We start from the raw sequence: 14,478 nt of genomic DNA, 5'->3' as shown, positions 1-14,478 counted from the left end.
GCGAGGGGCAGCTACAAGCGTCTGCGTCATCGGGCCCAAACGACCGTTTTTAAAGCACGGCGCATGTAAGGGTGCCAGGCCCGGAAGGCGATGCGCCACCGGAGGGGTAAGACGATGCGGATCAAGGCTGAGTGGGAGAGACAGCAGCGTGTCTATATGTGCTATGGGTCCTCGCGTGAGCCGGCCATAGAAAAAGGGCATCTTCCGGGAGTTAGGAGCGACTTGGTCAAGCTGGCGCAGGCCATCGCCAGATACGTGCCCGTGACATTGCTGTTCAACGAGCAAGAGCGGGCACAGGCGGACAGTATTTGCGCCGGTAATGTCGAGCCGCTGTTCATGCCGCATTTCGGAATCTGGCCCCGCGATACGCTCGGGCTTCCGCTGTGGGCCTCGGATGAGCAGTTTTCCTGGCTCGACATGAACTTCAACGCCTGGGGCGGGAGATTCACCGCCAAGGGCTACGAGGTGGATGGAGATCTGGCCACGCTCTTTGCGCGAGAGCATTTGTGCAAGACGGGGCGCAAGACCTCCTTCGTGCTTGAGGGTGGTGCGATCGACTGCGACGGGGCTGGTACGTTGATGACGACGGAAAGCTGCGTCCTGCATCAAAAACGGAACGAGGGTCTCGATCGGGCGGGCGCCGAGCCACGCCTCAAGGCAGAGACCGGCGCCGCGCACGTGGTCTGGCTCCCCGGCTCGACCGATCCGGGCGACGTGACCCGTGGGCATATTGATGGGATCGCACGTTTCGTGGCGCCCGGTGTGGTGATGGTTGATGCCACTGAGGAGAAGAATGTCGCGGCGCTGAAGGCGGCGCGTCAGGACGACGGGGCACCCTTCGAGATCATTCCCATCGCCGGGCCCGGCCAAGTCAAGACGAATGGCAAGTACGATGCCCTGACATATCTGAACTTTCTCATCGTCAACGGCGCGGTCATCCTCCCCGCCTTCGGCGACGCGGAAAGCGACGCCGCTGCCGCCGCAGCCCTGAAATCGGCGTTTCCGCACCGGGACATAGTCCCTATGGAGCTTCCTTACCTCATCGCCGAAGGTGGCGGGATCCACTGCTCTACGCTGAATGTCTGAGCCAGCATATGCGCTGATCGACAGCCAGGGCAGATGCTTCGCCTCGGGAGGGGCTGGGCGTCCTGATCCCCTTTCCGAACTGCGGGCTGAGATGCCGCCGTGGCTTAAGCGATTCGCGTGACTGCTCACAATGACGGGGCTTGTTTGGCTGCGCATGCAGGCCGGCCATGACCTGTGGCATGCGGAGCGCGAGGTCGATGTGAGCGGCATCCCAGCCCTCACGACGGCCGAGTGAGGGGGCGGGATGAAGGGCGGAATGCGGGCTAGGAGGTGGCTGCCGAGGTATTTGGGCACAAGCCCTCCGGTTTTTGGTACTGACATTGGCCTGTCTCGGCCCCGTCGAGTTCGAGGAGCGAGCTAAATTAGCTTAACCTCGTGTCCACAGAACCGGCAGCAGGCCAGGTCCCCTCAATGATCTTAGGGGGTGTGGTTTGCAAATTTCAATAAACGCAAAGCATGACTTAGCGAGTGTCGGACAATATGAACTCGACAACGGTTTAAAAATATACCAAAATGCTAAGCATGGATATGCGTTCTGGAGGCAAGCTAAACCGACTTCAGCAGGAACTCCCCGAAGGGCTCCTGGCCGATGCCGCCTGGATGGAGGCCCACAGCTATTCGTCGGCGCTGCGCAGCCAGTATGTTCGCGCGGGCTGGCTCGATAGTCCGGCCCGGCGCGTCTATCGCCGGTCGCGCACGCCACTCACCTGGCAGCAGGTGGCCGTCTCACTCCAGACGGTGCTGGACCTTCCGCTAACCGTCGGCGGGCGCACCGCGCTCGAACAGCAGGGTTACGCCCACTACCTTTCGGCAGCCGTGCGCGAGGTTCACCTCTACGGGCCGAAGCGCCCGCCGACCTGGCTGGCGGACCTGCCGCTCGACGTGACCTTTCCTTGGCACAACAGCCTGCGGCTCTTTCCCGGCGGCGCCGACGCACCGCCCGAATCAAACCCGGTCATGGTCAGCGCCGGTGGCCTGACCTTACCTGTCCGCTATTCCAGCAAGGAGCGCGCCGTTCTAGAATTGCTCGACGAACTGCCCGAGCATGAGAGCTTTTATCAGGCCGACGCCTTGATGGAGGGGATGAGCGATCTGAGCCCACGCCGTTTGCAAACCCTACTGGAGGCTTGCGCCAGCGTGAAGGTGAAGCGGCTTTTTCTCTACTTCGCCGACCGCCACCGCCATGCGTGGCGATCCCGGCTCGATGTATCCCGCGTCGATCTGGGTTCGGGCAAGCGCGTCCTCGCTAAAGGTGGCAAGCTCGATCCGCGCTACAACATCACCGTGCCGTCCGATCTTGGAGGCCCGTGAAGTTCATGGCCTTCCTGGACACATATCGGCAGCAGGTCGCCCTGCTCATTCGCGTCCTTCCTTTCGTGGCGGAGGAGCGGACTTTCGCGCTCAAAGGCGGCACCGCGATCAACCTGTTCGTGCGCGACATGCCGCGCCTCTCCGTGGACATCGATCTGACCTATCTGCCGGTCGAAGATCGGGCCGCTTCGCTCGCGGCAATCAACGCCGCCATGCTGAGGATCAAGGGACGGATCGAGCGGGCGATCCCTGTCGCGCGCGTCAATGCTTCGCGTTCCGCCGCCGAGAATATCGTCACCAAGCTGATCGTTCGGACGAACGGCGTGCAGATCAAGATCGAGGTGACGCCAGTGCTCCGTGGTGCGGTCTATGATCCCGTTGTAATGAGCGTGGTGCCCGTTGTCGAAGACGCCTTCGGCTTCGCCGAAATGCAGGTCGTGTCATTCGCCGACCTCTACGCGGGCAAGATCGTGGCGGCCTTCGACCGCCAGCACCCGCGCGATCTCTTCGACGTGCGCAGCCTCTTGGCAAACGAGGGCGTCGGCGACGAGTTGCGCCGCGCCTTTCTTGTCTACGTCATAAGTCACAACCGTCCGATGGCCGAAGTTCTCGCCCCGACCCGCAAGCCGCTGGATGAGGAGTTTGCGCGGGGCTTCGCCGGCATGACTCAGGAGCCTGTCGCGCTTGCGGACCTTGAGGCAGCGCGGGAAGCGATCATCGCCGCGATGGTGGCTGAAATGCCGGAAGACCACCGGCGCTTCCTTTCCGGCTTCAAACGCGGCGAACCGGATTGGGCACTTCTCGGGATACCGGAAGCCCAGCATCTGCCAGCCGTCATGTGGAAGCAGCGCAACCTCGCCCAGTTGTCCGATGCCAAACGGCGGGAGCTGGTCGACGCATTGGAGCGCGTTCTCCTTCCCTGACCGCAACGCGATCGAAGGGGCGAGTCATTTGATGGGCTGACGCTCAGCTATCCTCGAACCCCTGCTTTCCCTTCGCAGCCCACAGCGCCAGCGCCTTGTCGCGCTCATCGCTTTGGAGCTTTTCGGCCATCCAGAGCAGTGCGCCGTAGATCATGGGGCGATCATCGCCCGTCAGGTCCACGATCCCGGCCTTAACCACGAGGCCGCCGAGTTCGATCAGATGCCGCGTCCGCCTGCGACGCTCGACCTGCCAGGTGCGCATATCATTCCGCGCCCGCGCTCCCTGATGCCGGTTGCGCGCTGCCCGGTTGCGGTTGAGCGCCACCAACGTCGCGGTCAGATGCTGGTGCAGTTCGGCGTGTCCGCCCCTGAAAGAACGCGGCCCCGCGCTTAGCCCACGCCTCCCTCTTTCCGGCGTCCTTGGTTTCGGCCAGCACGATCAGCGCGCCCGCCAGTTCGTCGGTGGTCAGCGCGTCGGCTCCGGTCGAGATGACCAGTTCGCCAAGCTGCTGCATCTTGCGTGCTTTCAGGTCTCGTGCCCTGTCTTCCAGCGATTTCAGTTCTGCATCGAAGTCCCGTGGTTTGCGCATCATCGCCTCCATAAGCTGTCGATGGAGCGATGATAGTTGAGCGCATGCCGAAATGCTTTAAGGGTGACGGGACGGCATGGAACGGCGCGATCAGTCCAGAGAAATTAGTTTCGAGGGCGCGCTTATACGTCGTTCCGACGCGCGCTTCGCCATGGTGATGTTCGGATCGCGATGGCGATCTATCATCTTCACGTCAAGGTCATCGGCCGCAAGGCCGGCTCCAGCGCGGTGGCGTCCGCAGCTTACCGCTCGGCCTCGCGGCTGCGCGACGCGCGGATTGATCGCGTTCAGGACTTCTCGTCGAAGCGCGGTGTCGTGCACTCAGAGGTGTTGCTGCCCGACGGGGCGCCCGAGATGTGGCGCGACCGCGAGCGGCTGTGGAACGATGTCGAAGCCTTCGAGGTGAGGAAGGACGCCCAACTCGCCCGCGAGGTCGAGTTTGCCCTGCCGCGCGAGATGAGTCAGGCGCAGGGGATCGCGCTCGCTCGTGACTTCGTCGAGACGGAGTTCGTCGATCTCGGAATGGTCGCCGATCTCAATGTGCATTGGGATATTGGCGAGGACGGCATGGCGAAACCCCATGCCCATGTCATGCTCACCATGCGCTCCGTGGATGAGGACGGCTTCGGCCCGAAGGTGCGCGAGTGGAACGCGACCCAGATGGTCGAGCGCTGGCGCGAGCGCTGGGCCGCGCTCGCCAATGAGCGGCTGGCCGAGCTCGACATCGACGCGCGCATCGATCACCGTAGCCTGGAAGCGCAGGGCATCGCGCTCGAGCCGCAGAGCCAGATCGGCGCGCCCGCGCAACGCATCGAAGCGGAAGGGATCGAGGCGGCCGATCGGGCGGAGGTTCATCGCGAGATCGCGCGCGGCAATGGCGCGCGCATCATCGCTGATCCGTCGCTGGCACTGGATGCCATCACCCATCAGCAATCGACCTTCACCCGGCGCGACATGGCGCGCTTCGCGCACCGTCACAGTGACGGCATCGAGCAGTTCAACGAGGCGATGGGCGCGATGAGCCGCGCACCCGATCTCGTCGAGCTCGGCAAGGATGGACGCAGCGAGCAGCGCTTCACCACGCGGCAGATGATCGAGGCTGAGCAGCGCCTGCATAGGGTCGCCGAGATGATGGCGGAACGCGAGCGCCATGCGGTGAACGAGAGAGATCGCGAAGCTGCTCTGGCCCGCGCAGTTGAGCGCGGGCTCGTTCTCTCCGGCGAGCAGTCTGACGCGCTGGCGCACATAACAGGTACGCGCGATCTCGGCATTGTCGTCGGTTATGCCGGGACGGGGAAGAGCGCCATGCTGGGTGTCGCGCGCGAGGTCTGGGAGGCGGCGGGCCTGGAGGTCCGCGGCGTCGCGCTGTCCGGCATCGCGGCGGAGAATCTGGAGAGCGGATCGGGCATCACGTCCCGCACCATTGCCAGCCTGGAACATGGCTGGAGCCAAGGCCGGGATAGGCTCACCTCACGCGATGTGCTGGTGATCGACGAGGCCGGCATGGTCGGCACGCGCCAACTGGAGCGCGTGCTCTCCCATGCTGCGGATGTTGGCGCCAAGGTCGTGCTGGTCGGCGATCCGCAGCAGCTGCAATCGATCGAGGCGGGCGCGGCCTTCCGTTCGCTTGTTGAGCGTCATGGCAGTGCGGAGATAGGCGAGGTACGCCGCCAACGCGCGGACTGGCAGCGCGACGCCACGCGCGATCTGGCGACCGGCCGGATCGGCGATGCGGTTGAAGCCTATGAGCGGAACGGCATGGTCCATGCCGCTCAATCGCGGGAGCAGGCGCGGGGCGAGCTGATCGAGCGTTGGGACCGCGACCGGCAGGCCGCACCAGACCGTAGCCGCATCATTCTCACCCACACCAATGACGAGGTGCGCGCCCTCAACCAGGCCGCCCGCGAACGTATGCGGGAGGCCGGAGATCTCGGCGAGGAGGTCCGTGTCACTGTGGAGCGCGGAGAGCGTTCCTTCGCCAGTGGCGACCGTGTCATGTTCCTGCAGAACGAGCGCGGGCTCGGGGTAAAGAACGGCACGCTCGGCACCATCGAAGAGGTCAGCGCGCAGTCCATGTCCGTGCGTATTGATGATGGCCGATCCGTCGCCTTCGACTTGAAGGACTACGACCGCATCGACCATGGCTATGCCGCCACCATCCACAAGGCGCAGGGCATGACGGTGGACCGCACCCATGTGCTGGCCACGCCCGGCTTGGATGCCCATTCCAGCTATGTCGCCCTCTCGCGCCACCGCGACGGCATGGAGCTGCACTTTGGCCGCGACGACTTCGCGGATAGGGACCGGCTGGTGCGCACCCTGTCGCGTGACCGGGCCAAGGACATGGCGTCGGACTATGCGCGCTCCGATCCGGCGCAGGACTATGCCGAGCGCCGCGGCATCACCTTCCGCCAGCGTGTCGTCGAGATCGTGCGCAAGGTCCCGGAAAAGCTGCGCGACCTCGTCGACACGCTCAGACCGTCCGTAGACTTTGCACAGGACGCACCAGCCCTGCGCGAGGAGCTAGGAAACAAAGTCAGGCCGATCGCCCAGGAGCCTCCCGAGGATCCGGAGGCGGTGCTGCGGCAGGCGCGAACCCGCGCGCTCGTCCGGCATGCCCGTGCGTGGGACGCGATCCTCTCTACGGCCGACGCGACCGGCCAGGGGACGCCCGAGCAGCTTCGCGAACTCTCTGACGCCCGCAAGGCCTTCGAGAAGGTACGCCCTCATGGCTGGCGGGACGCGGAAGCGGCCTATAAGAAGAACCCGGAGCTGGTGCACGAGGCGGCCGGCGGCAAGCTCAATCGCACCATTCGCGCCCTCCAGCTTGAAACGGAAATCCGCACCGATCCGGAGCGCCGCGCCGGTCAATTTGTCGAACACTGGAAGAAGCTCGACCAGCAGCGTCAACGCCAGTACAGCGACGGCGATTACTCCGGCTACAAGGCCACCCGCGTCCAGATGGGCGACATGGCGCGGAGCCTGGAGCGCGACCCGCAACTCGAATCCTTGCTTGCCGCTCGCGGGAAGGAACTCGGCATCAGCCTCAACACAGGCCGCAGTCTGGGCCGAGAACTCGCCCATAGCCACGGCATCGACTTCGACCGCAGCCGTGGTCTTGGACTCTAGACCCATCCGATGTGCCGCCGCCGATCCGCCAGAAAACACCGGCGCGGTTCATCCTCTTGCCCGTCGGCGGCTCCATGCCTTGTCTTGGTCAGGCGCCATCAGGCGCGCCCAGCAGGAGGCAGCACCGCCATGCAGACACCAGAGCGTATTATCCGCTTCAAGACCGTCCTTACCCGCACCGGCCTGTCCCGTTCCACCATCTACCGCAAGATCGCCGAGGGCACCTTTCCCGCCCAACTGAAGATCAGCACTAACGGTGCCGGCTGGCGGGAATCCGACATCAACCGATGGATCGCGGATCCGCCCCGATGGCGGGCCACCAATGACTGACAGAATGGACGGGGAAGCATCACTCAGAGATCATCATCCAATTCGTCATCGTGAACCTCGGCGGCGCGCTGTTTTGCGGTGGCGATCAGATCCCTTGCGGATCGCCCGTCTACCCAGGCGTCGAGCATGTCAGCCCAGCACTGAAGCATGATCTTCCGCTCGGCGAGGTAGCGGTTCACGTTGTAGACGGCGGCGATCCGGTTCCGGGGCGCATGGGCCAGGCTCATCTCGATCCAGCGATCATCGAACTTGGCGCGGTTCAGGCCGGTCGAGAATGTGCGACGGAGATCGTGAACCCCGAAACTCTGAAAATCAGGATCAGTCTCGCGGATGCGCTCCACAACGGTGTCGATCACGCGGTTGAGGGTGGCATTGCTGATCGGCGTATCGCTGTCGTATCGGCCGGGGTGCAGATATCGGCTGGTGCCGAACATTGTGCGGAACACCGTCAGAATGTCGAGCGCCTGATCGCTCAGCGGGACCACATGCGCCTTGCCGGCCTTCATGCGCTCTGCCGGGATCGTCCAGCGTGCGGCGGCGAAGTCGATTTCCTTCCAGGTGGCGTCGATGAACTCCGACTTGCGGACGCCGGTCAGCAAGACAAACTTCACCGCCAAGCGTAGCGTGGGCGCGGCCGACACATGATCCAAGGCCACCAGGACCGCGCGGACCTCGGAGGGCGAAAGGGCGCGCTCGCGCGGCTCAAAGGTGGCGATGGCGCTGGTGCGGATCGACTCCGCCGGATTGCTCACGTCCAGCCCGCTTCCCTGAGCATGACGGAACACCAGCAACACGACCTCGCGGACATGCACGGCGACGGCCGGCCCGCGCTTCTCCTTGACCTCGTCGCACAGATGTTTGAGGCGCTGCGGCGTCACTTCCCCGAGCTTGAGCTTCGACAACTCTCCCGCGATGGCGCGATCATAGACGGACCGGCGCATGGCCAGGGTGCTGTCGGCCAGTCTCTCAGCTCCCGACTTGGGATCGGCCTTGTGCTTGAAATAGGCTTCCGCCCACCCGCCGAACGTCAATGCCTCGGCTGACGCGGTGCGCTTCTCCACTTTGGCTTTCGACGGCGACTCGCCCCTCTCGACCTGACGACGAGCGCGCGCCAGAAGCGACCTTGCCTCGGCAAGGGACACCTCCATCCCGTATTCCAGCGCGTCGGGTGCCCGTGTCAGCTTGCGCGCCGCCTCGGCGCTATATCGGCCGATGGTCAACACCTCCTGCCGCCCGTTCACCCGGTACTGATACCGGAACGAGACAACCCCGGTCGGGGTGACGGCCGCATACATCCCATCGCGGTCCGTCACCTTGTAGAGCTTGGCCCTCGGCTTGAGATTTTTCAGTTCTTTATCAGTGAGTTCGCTCATAAATCCGCATCCGGTCGAGGGGCGAACGGATACCATCAACAGGCGCTGTTGGTACCGGAAGCCCGTTTCTCGACCATCCTGCGCTATACCAACATCGGTACCAACAAAGTGGTCCGGCTGGGCTGAAACGCAGTGATACGGGGTAGGAAGAAAAATCGTTGTCAGCCAGAGGGTTGGTGCGATTTTCGGAGCGGCGCGGGATGGTCTGAAACCACCCTAGTTCACTCCCACTCGATCGTCCCCGGCGGCTTGCTGGTGACGTCGTAGACCACGCGGTTAACGCCCTTCACCTCGTTGATGATGCGTGTCGCGGTGCGGCCGAGGAAGCCCATGTCGAAGGGGTAGAAGTCGGCGGTCATGCCATCGACGGAGGTTACAGCGCGCAGGGCGAGGACGTGGTCGTAGGTGCGGCCGTCGCCCATCACGCCCACGGTGCGCACTGGCAGCAGCACGGCGAAGGCCTGCCAGATCACGTCGTAGAGCCCGGCATAGCGGATCTCTTCCAGATAGATGGCGTCGGCCTTGCGCAGGATGTCCAGCTTCTCTTGCGTGATTGCGCCCGGACAGCGGATGGCGAGGCCGGGGCCGGGGAAGGGGTGGCGTCCGACGAAGCTCTCGGGCAGGCCGAGTTCGCGGCCGAGCGCGCGCACCTCGTCCTTGAACAGGTCGCGCAGGGGCTCCACCAGCTTCATGTTCATGCGCTCGGGAAGCCCGCCCACATTGTGGTGGCTCTTGATGGTCACCGAGGGGCCGCCGGCAAACGACACGCTCTCGATCACATCCGGATAGAGCGTGCCCTGGGCGAGGAAGTCGGCGCCGCCCACCTTCTTGGCCTCGGCGTCGAACACGTCGATGAAGAGCCGGCCGATGGTCTTGCGCTTCGCCTCGGGGTCCTCGACGCCTTCCAGTTCCTTCAGGAACAGCTCGGACGCGTCCACATGCACCAGCGGGATATTGTAGTGGCCGCGGAACAGGGAGACCACCTCGTCGGCTTCCGCCTGGCGCATCAGGCCGTGGTCCACGAACACGCAGGTGAGCTGGTCGCCGATGGCCTCGTGGATGAGCACCGCCGCCACGGAGGAATCCACGCCGCCGGACAGGCCGCAGATGACGCGGCCCGTACCCACCTGCTCGCGGATGCGGGCGATGGCCCGCTCGCGGAAGGCGCCCATGGTCCAGGCGCCCTCGAGCTTGGCCACCTTGCGCACGAAGTTGGAGAGCAGGCGCGCGCCGTCCGGCGTGTGCACCACCTCGGGGTGGAATTGCACGCCGTAATAATTTCGCGACAGGTTAGCAATGGCGGCGAAGGGGGCGTTGTCGGAGGTGGCCACCACCTCGAAGCCCTCGGGCAGGGCGGTGACGCGGTCGCCGTGGCTCATCCACACCGTGTGCCGCTCGCCTTCGCGCCAGACGCCCTCGAAGAGGGGAACCACCTTCTGCACGGTCAGCTCGGCGCGGCCGAACTCGCGATGGTGTCCCGCCTCCACCGCGCCGCCCAGCTGGGCCGCCATGCACTGCTCGCCATAGCAGATGCCGAGCACCGGCACGCCGGCGGCGAACGCCTCATCGGGCGCCTTGGGGCTCTGGCCCTCGATCACGGAGGCCGGGCCGCCGGAGAGGATGATGGCCTTGGGCTTCAGCCGCGCGATGGCCTCCGCGCCCTTCTGGAATGGCACCACCTCGGAATAGACGCCCTCCTCACGCACTCGCCGGGCGATGAGCTGGGTCACCTGGCTGCCGAAATCGATGATGAGGACGGTTTCCTGGGCGGCAGTATCCAAAGCGGGGGAGGACATGAAGGGGCACCTTGCGCGCGAAGGAGGAAATGTTGCGCCCTCCTTTAGCGGCAAAGCGGCCATTTAAAAAGTCAAGGCCGGCGCAGGTCGGCCTTGCGCCTGGCGACGCCTGCTCAGAGGGTCGACCAATAGGCCTCGCAGCCGGCCGGCGGCTTCGCGGCGGTGGCCCCGTGGCGGCGCTTCAGCTCGGCGCAGGCGAAGGCGCGGGCTTCGGCGGGAAGCTTGGAATTGATGGCGGTGCCGATCTCGTCATAAGGCTCGCCGGAGACATAGACGTAGAAGGCCCAGTAGCCGCCGACGAGGACGACCACGAGGAGCAGCAGTCGGATGAGACCCATGGCGCGATGCTTTCTTTCTCGCCCGTGCGCGTGACGGGCAAGGCGGGAACGTCGGAGCGGCGGTGAAGGTTCATGCCGGGGTGCTGTGCGGGCGGGGAGCGCCATAGGGGGGCGAGGGGGGAGCACAGGGCGAGCATGAGGAAGAGCGGGACGGCGGTGATGAGGCCGCAAAAGACTGCGCCCGCGCAAATACCCCCATCGAAATCGATTTTCCGGAACTCTTCCGGCGTCGCGTAAGTGATGTCCTCCCCGAGGTTGTAAGGCGGACCCTTTTCATATTCGGTTTTTTGTTCTGTCAGGAACTTGCGTTCCGTCATGAATATCGCGCGCCAGCACCAGAAGGTTGTTACTGGAAGGCTCCAGATCAACGCGAATCCCCAGATCCTTGTGCCGGTCTTTTGATCGAAGACCCAGCCGGGACAATAGGTTCGCGAGGAGTCGACCCAAGCCAGTATGCCGACAATCGTCGCCAAAACGAGGAGACACCCCACCGCCGCCAGCCGCGTTACCTTCAGCTGGAATTTCGGCGTCAGGCCGGGAAACGGGTTCCAGTCTTCGCTGTAGCTCGGCATGTCGCGCCTCCGCCGGACATCTGAACCCGCCTCACCCCGCCCGCTTCATCACGCTGACGAAGAAGCCGTCCGTGCCGGTGCGGCGGGGGGTCATCAGGATGCCCTCGCGGCTGGTGAGGGCGGCGTCCGCAAGGGCCTGCCCGTGCGCGCCGAGGGACAGAACAGTCTCGTTGGGCGGCACCACGTGGAAATCCTCGCGCTTGGAGAGCAGTGCGCGCACCTGGGCGCCGTTCTCCTCGTCCAGCAGGGAGCAGGTGACATAGGCGAGCCGCCCGCCGGGGCGCACATAGTGGGCGGCTTCCTCCAGGATCTTGGCCTGCTCGGAGGTACGCTGGGCGAGAGCGCCGGGGCGCACCCGCCATTTGGCGTCGGGGTTGCGGCGCCAGGTGCCGGTGCCGGTGCAGGGGGCGTCCACCAGCACCAGGTCCATGCGGCCTTCGAGGTCGTGGAGCACGTCCTCGGCGCCGCGCGGGCTGCGCACCTGCACGTTGCGCACGCCGGCGCGGGCGAGGCGCTCATGCATGGGCTTCAGGCGACGAATGTCGCTGTCGTGGGCGTAGAGCTGGCCCTTGTTGTCCATGAGGGCGGCGAATTCCAGCGTCTTGCCGCCGGCCCCCGCGCACAGGTCCAGCACCTGGGATCCGGGCACCGGGCGGGCGAGGATGGCGGCGAGCTGCGAGCCCTCGTCCTGCACCTCCACCTCGCCGCGCAGAAAGGCGGGCTCGGCGGAGACCGGCGGGGCCTTGCCCTCGGAATCCAGCAGGATGCGCAGGGCCAAAGGCGAGAAGCGGCCGGGTGCCGGGCTGAGATGGGAGAGTTCGGCGCGCACCGCCTCCGGCTCGCCCTTCAGGGTGTTGACGCGCAGGTCCAGGGGCGCGCGGGTGGCGAGCGCCGCACCTTCCGCCACCACGTCCTCGCCGAAGACATGGCGCAGGGAGGCGTGCAGCCATTGGGGATAGTCGCCGCGGACGAAGGGCGGCGCGCCCTTGATGCTCGGGTCGGCGAGGCGGGCGCGCTCGTCCTCGGTCAACGGCGCCGGGGCGAAGCGGGAGCCGTCCGCCAGCGCCGCGATGGCCTCGCCATCCAGCGCCCGCATGAGCACGAGCATGCCCAGCACCAGCGCGCGCGGCTCCTCCGAGCCCATCACATGGGCGGCGGAGGCACGCCGGCGCAGGGTGTCGTAGACGATGCCGGCGATGGCGGCGCGGTCGCCGGAGCCGGCGAAGCGGTGGGAGAGGCCCCAGTCCTTCAGGGCATCGGCGGCGGGCCGGCGGCGGGTGGTGAGGTCGGCGAGGACCTCGATGGCAGCGGAGATACGGGCGGCGGGGATCATGGTCTATCCGTCAGGGGCGCGCGGGGGCGGGCTGAAGGCCTTCCGCCTCCAGCTGCCGGGCGAAGAGGTCGAGGGCTGAGCCCAGCTTCTCGTCGATCACGTGGAGATATTCGGTCCAGTCGCCGTAGCCGGTCAGCTCGGCCTTGCCGTCGCTGATGCCGCGCAGGCCGATCAGGGGCAGGCCGTGGCGCCGCGCGGCGCGCAGCACAGCGAAGCTCTCCATGTCCACCATGTCCTCGGCGATGGCATCATAGGCCGCGCCCGAGATGATGGCACCGCCGGTGGAGAGCGAGGCTTCGGGCACCCCGGCGATGCGGTGGGCAAGCTCGATCACCGCCGGCTCGTCGAGGAAGGGGGTGCGCCCCTTCTCGAAGCCCAGGGCGGAGGCATCCATGTCGCGATAGGCCACCCGGGCCACTTGGTAGACCTCCGCATGGTCGAGGCGGCGTGAGCCGGCCGAGCCGAGGGTGAAGACGAGGTCCGGCAGGCGGTCCTGGTGGGCGAGGATGGCGAGGGCCCGCGCCGTCTCCACCGCCGCCTCCACCGGCCCGACCCCGGTGATGAGGGGATCGATGCGGGACTTCAGATGGGGGCCGTATTCCTGGCTGGTGGCCATCACGAACAGGATGGAATGGCCGCCGATGGAAGACAGGTGGCGGGCAGGGTCGGTCATCAAAGGTCACCCGAGACGCAAGGCTGGAGCGCAAAGTCCAACTCCTCGACCGCCCCGCTTCGCCTGTCAACCAGCCGCCTTCAGATGTTGAGCAGGATGGCGAAGGCGAACAGGCCCCACATGAGCGCCAGCACCGCAAGGCTCGCTAGGTCGAAGCTGACCCCGAAATTGATGCGCCCCCGCGCCTCGGCGGACAGCAGATGCGGGAAGGCGGAGATGAGGCGCAGCAGCACGAACACCCAGGCCAGCACCACGAAGATGATGTCCGCCTTGCGGGTGTACAGGGCGAGGATGGTCAGCGTGTAGAACAGCACCGCCGCCATCCCGGCGCGCAGGCCGTCGGCGGTCACCTCGGTGGACTTGACGGCGCGCAGCAGCACCGCGAGCACCAGTGCCACGTGCACGAACAGGGGAAGAAGGATCATCTGCACTGACATGGGGGGCCTCCGTCGCGGGACGCGCAAGCTCAAGCGTCGCCAAAGGGGGAACCGCAGCCGCGGCCGTTCGTTCCCTCCGAGGGTAGGAGGAGACATCATGGCCGCGCAGGCATCGATCGAGGAACTGCGGCGCACCGTGGAGCGGGGCCGCGCGCCGCGCCCGCTGTTCACCCGCTTCTCCCAGACGGCGGCCCGCTATACCGGCAAGCCCGCCACCTTCATCGGTGCCATGGCCATCATCGTGGTGTGGGGGATGACGGGGCCGCTGTTCGGCTTCAACGACACCTGGCAGCTGGTCATCAACACCTCCACCTCCATCGTCACCTTCCTCATGGTGTTCCTGATCCAGAACAGCCAGAACCGGGATACGGCAGCGCTCCAGATCAAGCTGGACGAGTTGATCGCGCGATTGGAAGGGCCGCGCGAGGTGCTGCTGGACCTGGAGGACCTGGACGAGGAGACGCTGGAGCGCCTGCGCCTGGAATATGCCCTGCTGGCCGACAAGGCGCGCGAGAGCCAGGATTCCGGCGCGGGGCGGGAAGCCGCAGGCCCTTCACCCGCCGATCCGGCGGGTGCCAAGGCCTGAG

At 65.6% G+C, this 14,478-nt stretch carries 14 protein-coding genes; 6 read left to right on the top strand and 8 right to left on the bottom strand.

Annotation, left to right across the window (positions count from 1 at the left end):
- Positions 1 to 90 precede the first annotated feature (90 nt).
- From FZ033_RS06050 to FZ033_RS06035, 3 genes are all read left to right on the top strand, one after another.
- The gene (locus FZ033_RS06050) at positions 91 to 1,086 is read left to right on the top strand and encodes an agmatine deiminase family protein (RefSeq protein ID WP_149575244.1); all 996 of its coding nucleotides are present in this window, start codon (positions 91 to 93) and stop codon (positions 1,084 to 1,086) included.
- Between the two features lie 522 nt (positions 1,087 to 1,608).
- Positions 1,609 to 2,397: a type IV toxin-antitoxin system AbiEi family antitoxin gene (locus tag FZ033_RS06040; protein WP_149575243.1), complete on the top strand. Its 789-nt coding sequence runs from the start codon at positions 1,609 to 1,611 to the stop codon at positions 2,395 to 2,397.
- Positions 2,398 to 2,402: 5 nt separating this feature from the next.
- Positions 2,403 to 3,320, top strand: a complete 918-nt coding sequence (locus tag FZ033_RS06035) for a nucleotidyl transferase AbiEii/AbiGii toxin family protein (protein ID WP_188079331.1) — start codon at positions 2,403 to 2,405, stop codon at positions 3,318 to 3,320.
- 43 nt (positions 3,321 to 3,363) lie between these two features.
- Here FZ033_RS06035 and FZ033_RS06030 read toward each other — a convergent pair whose 3' ends face one another.
- On the bottom strand, positions 3,364 to 3,582 hold the full coding sequence (locus tag FZ033_RS06030; protein WP_149575241.1) for a conjugal transfer protein TraD: 219 nt from the start codon (positions 3,580 to 3,582) through the stop codon (positions 3,364 to 3,366).
- A 1-nt stretch (position 3,583) separates the two neighbouring features.
- Positions 3,584 to 3,910, bottom strand: a complete 327-nt coding sequence (locus tag FZ033_RS06025; protein WP_188079330.1) for a conjugal transfer protein TraD — start codon at positions 3,908 to 3,910, stop codon at positions 3,584 to 3,586.
- A 171-nt stretch (positions 3,911 to 4,081) separates the two neighbouring features.
- On the opposite strand from FZ033_RS06025, the gene traA reads away from it, so the two are divergent.
- Together traA and FZ033_RS06015 are read left to right on the top strand one after the other, a co-directional pair.
- The gene (gene traA / locus FZ033_RS06020) at positions 4,082 to 7,039 is read left to right on the top strand and encodes a Ti-type conjugative transfer relaxase TraA (RefSeq protein WP_149575239.1); all 2,958 of its coding nucleotides are present in this window, start codon (positions 4,082 to 4,084) and stop codon (positions 7,037 to 7,039) included.
- Positions 7,040 to 7,168: 129 nt separating this feature from the next.
- Complete coding sequence (locus tag FZ033_RS06015; RefSeq protein ID WP_149575238.1) at positions 7,169 to 7,369, top strand: helix-turn-helix transcriptional regulator; 201 nt, start codon at positions 7,169 to 7,171, stop codon at positions 7,367 to 7,369.
- 23 nt (positions 7,370 to 7,392) lie between these two features.
- Here FZ033_RS06015 and FZ033_RS06010 read toward each other — a convergent pair whose 3' ends face one another.
- From FZ033_RS06010 to FZ033_RS05985, 6 genes are all read right to left on the bottom strand, one after another.
- Positions 7,393 to 8,742 (bottom strand): tyrosine-type recombinase/integrase, encoded by a 1,350-nt coding sequence (locus FZ033_RS06010; RefSeq protein ID WP_188079329.1) that lies wholly within the window; start codon positions 8,740 to 8,742, stop codon positions 7,393 to 7,395.
- Between the two features lie 221 nt (positions 8,743 to 8,963).
- Positions 8,964 to 10,538 (bottom strand): glutamine-hydrolyzing GMP synthase, encoded by a 1,575-nt coding sequence (guaA, locus tag FZ033_RS06005; protein WP_149575237.1) that lies wholly within the window; start codon positions 10,536 to 10,538, stop codon positions 8,964 to 8,966.
- Between the two features lie 113 nt (positions 10,539 to 10,651).
- Positions 10,652 to 10,876: a hypothetical protein gene (locus FZ033_RS06000; RefSeq protein WP_149575236.1), complete on the bottom strand. Its 225-nt coding sequence runs from the start codon at positions 10,874 to 10,876 to the stop codon at positions 10,652 to 10,654.
- A gap of 603 nt (positions 10,877 to 11,479) precedes the next feature.
- Positions 11,480 to 12,781 (bottom strand): RsmB/NOP family class I SAM-dependent RNA methyltransferase, encoded by a 1,302-nt coding sequence (locus FZ033_RS05995; protein ID WP_149575235.1) that lies wholly within the window; start codon positions 12,779 to 12,781, stop codon positions 11,480 to 11,482.
- A gap of 10 nt (positions 12,782 to 12,791) precedes the next feature.
- The gene (locus FZ033_RS05990) at positions 12,792 to 13,454 is read right to left on the bottom strand and encodes a 5'-methylthioadenosine/S-adenosylhomocysteine nucleosidase (protein ID WP_149575234.1); all 663 of its coding nucleotides are present in this window, start codon (positions 13,452 to 13,454) and stop codon (positions 12,792 to 12,794) included.
- An 80-nt stretch (positions 13,455 to 13,534) separates the two neighbouring features.
- A complete protein-coding gene (locus FZ033_RS05985) occupies positions 13,535 to 13,891 on the bottom strand; it encodes a hypothetical protein (RefSeq protein WP_149575233.1) in 357 nt (118 codons plus the stop codon).
- A gap of 97 nt (positions 13,892 to 13,988) precedes the next feature.
- On the opposite strand from FZ033_RS05985, the gene FZ033_RS05980 reads away from it, so the two are divergent.
- Positions 13,989 to 14,477, top strand: a complete 489-nt coding sequence (locus FZ033_RS05980) for a low affinity iron permease family protein (RefSeq protein ID WP_149575232.1) — start codon at positions 13,989 to 13,991, stop codon at positions 14,475 to 14,477.
- Position 14,478: the final 1 nt, after the last annotated feature.

Origin of the sequence: Xanthobacter oligotrophicus (genome assembly GCF_008364685.1) — a bacterium.
Classification (GTDB): Bacteria; Pseudomonadota; Alphaproteobacteria; order Rhizobiales; family Xanthobacteraceae; genus Xanthobacter; species Xanthobacter oligotrophicus.
This window is presented reverse-complemented; position numbering and strand designations above follow the sequence as displayed.

Coding starts and splice junctions, on each gene's coding strand:
- FZ033_RS06050 (WP_149575244.1), top strand. CDS start 91: ATGCGCCACCGGAGGGGTAAGACGATGCGGATCAAGGCTGAGTGGGAG.
- FZ033_RS06040 (WP_149575243.1), top strand. CDS start 1,609: ATGGATATGCGTTCTGGAGGCAAGCTAAACCGACTTCAGCAGGAACTC.
- FZ033_RS06035 (WP_188079331.1), top strand. CDS start 2,403: ATGGCCTTCCTGGACACATATCGGCAGCAGGTCGCCCTGCTCATTCGC.
- FZ033_RS06030 (WP_149575241.1), bottom strand. CDS start 3,582: ATGCGCACCTGGCAGGTCGAGCGTCGCAGGCGGACGCGGCATCTGATC.
- FZ033_RS06025 (WP_188079330.1), bottom strand. CDS start 3,910: ATGCGCAAACCACGGGACTTCGATGCAGAACTGAAATCGCTGGAAGAC.
- traA (WP_149575239.1), top strand. CDS start 4,082: ATGGCGATCTATCATCTTCACGTCAAGGTCATCGGCCGCAAGGCCGGC.
- FZ033_RS06015 (WP_149575238.1), top strand. CDS start 7,169: ATGCAGACACCAGAGCGTATTATCCGCTTCAAGACCGTCCTTACCCGC.
- FZ033_RS06010 (WP_188079329.1), bottom strand. CDS start 8,742: ATGAGCGAACTCACTGATAAAGAACTGAAAAATCTCAAGCCGAGGGCC.
- guaA (WP_149575237.1), bottom strand. CDS start 10,538: ATGTCCTCCCCCGCTTTGGATACTGCCGCCCAGGAAACCGTCCTCATC.
- FZ033_RS06000 (WP_149575236.1), bottom strand. CDS start 10,876: ATGGGTCTCATCCGACTGCTGCTCCTCGTGGTCGTCCTCGTCGGCGGC.
- FZ033_RS05995 (WP_149575235.1), bottom strand. CDS start 12,781: ATGATCCCCGCCGCCCGTATCTCCGCTGCCATCGAGGTCCTCGCCGAC.
- FZ033_RS05990 (WP_149575234.1), bottom strand. CDS start 13,454: ATGACCGACCCTGCCCGCCACCTGTCTTCCATCGGCGGCCATTCCATC.
- FZ033_RS05985 (WP_149575233.1), bottom strand. CDS start 13,891: ATGTCAGTGCAGATGATCCTTCTTCCCCTGTTCGTGCACGTGGCACTG.
- FZ033_RS05980 (WP_149575232.1), top strand. CDS start 13,989: ATGGCCGCGCAGGCATCGATCGAGGAACTGCGGCGCACCGTGGAGCGG.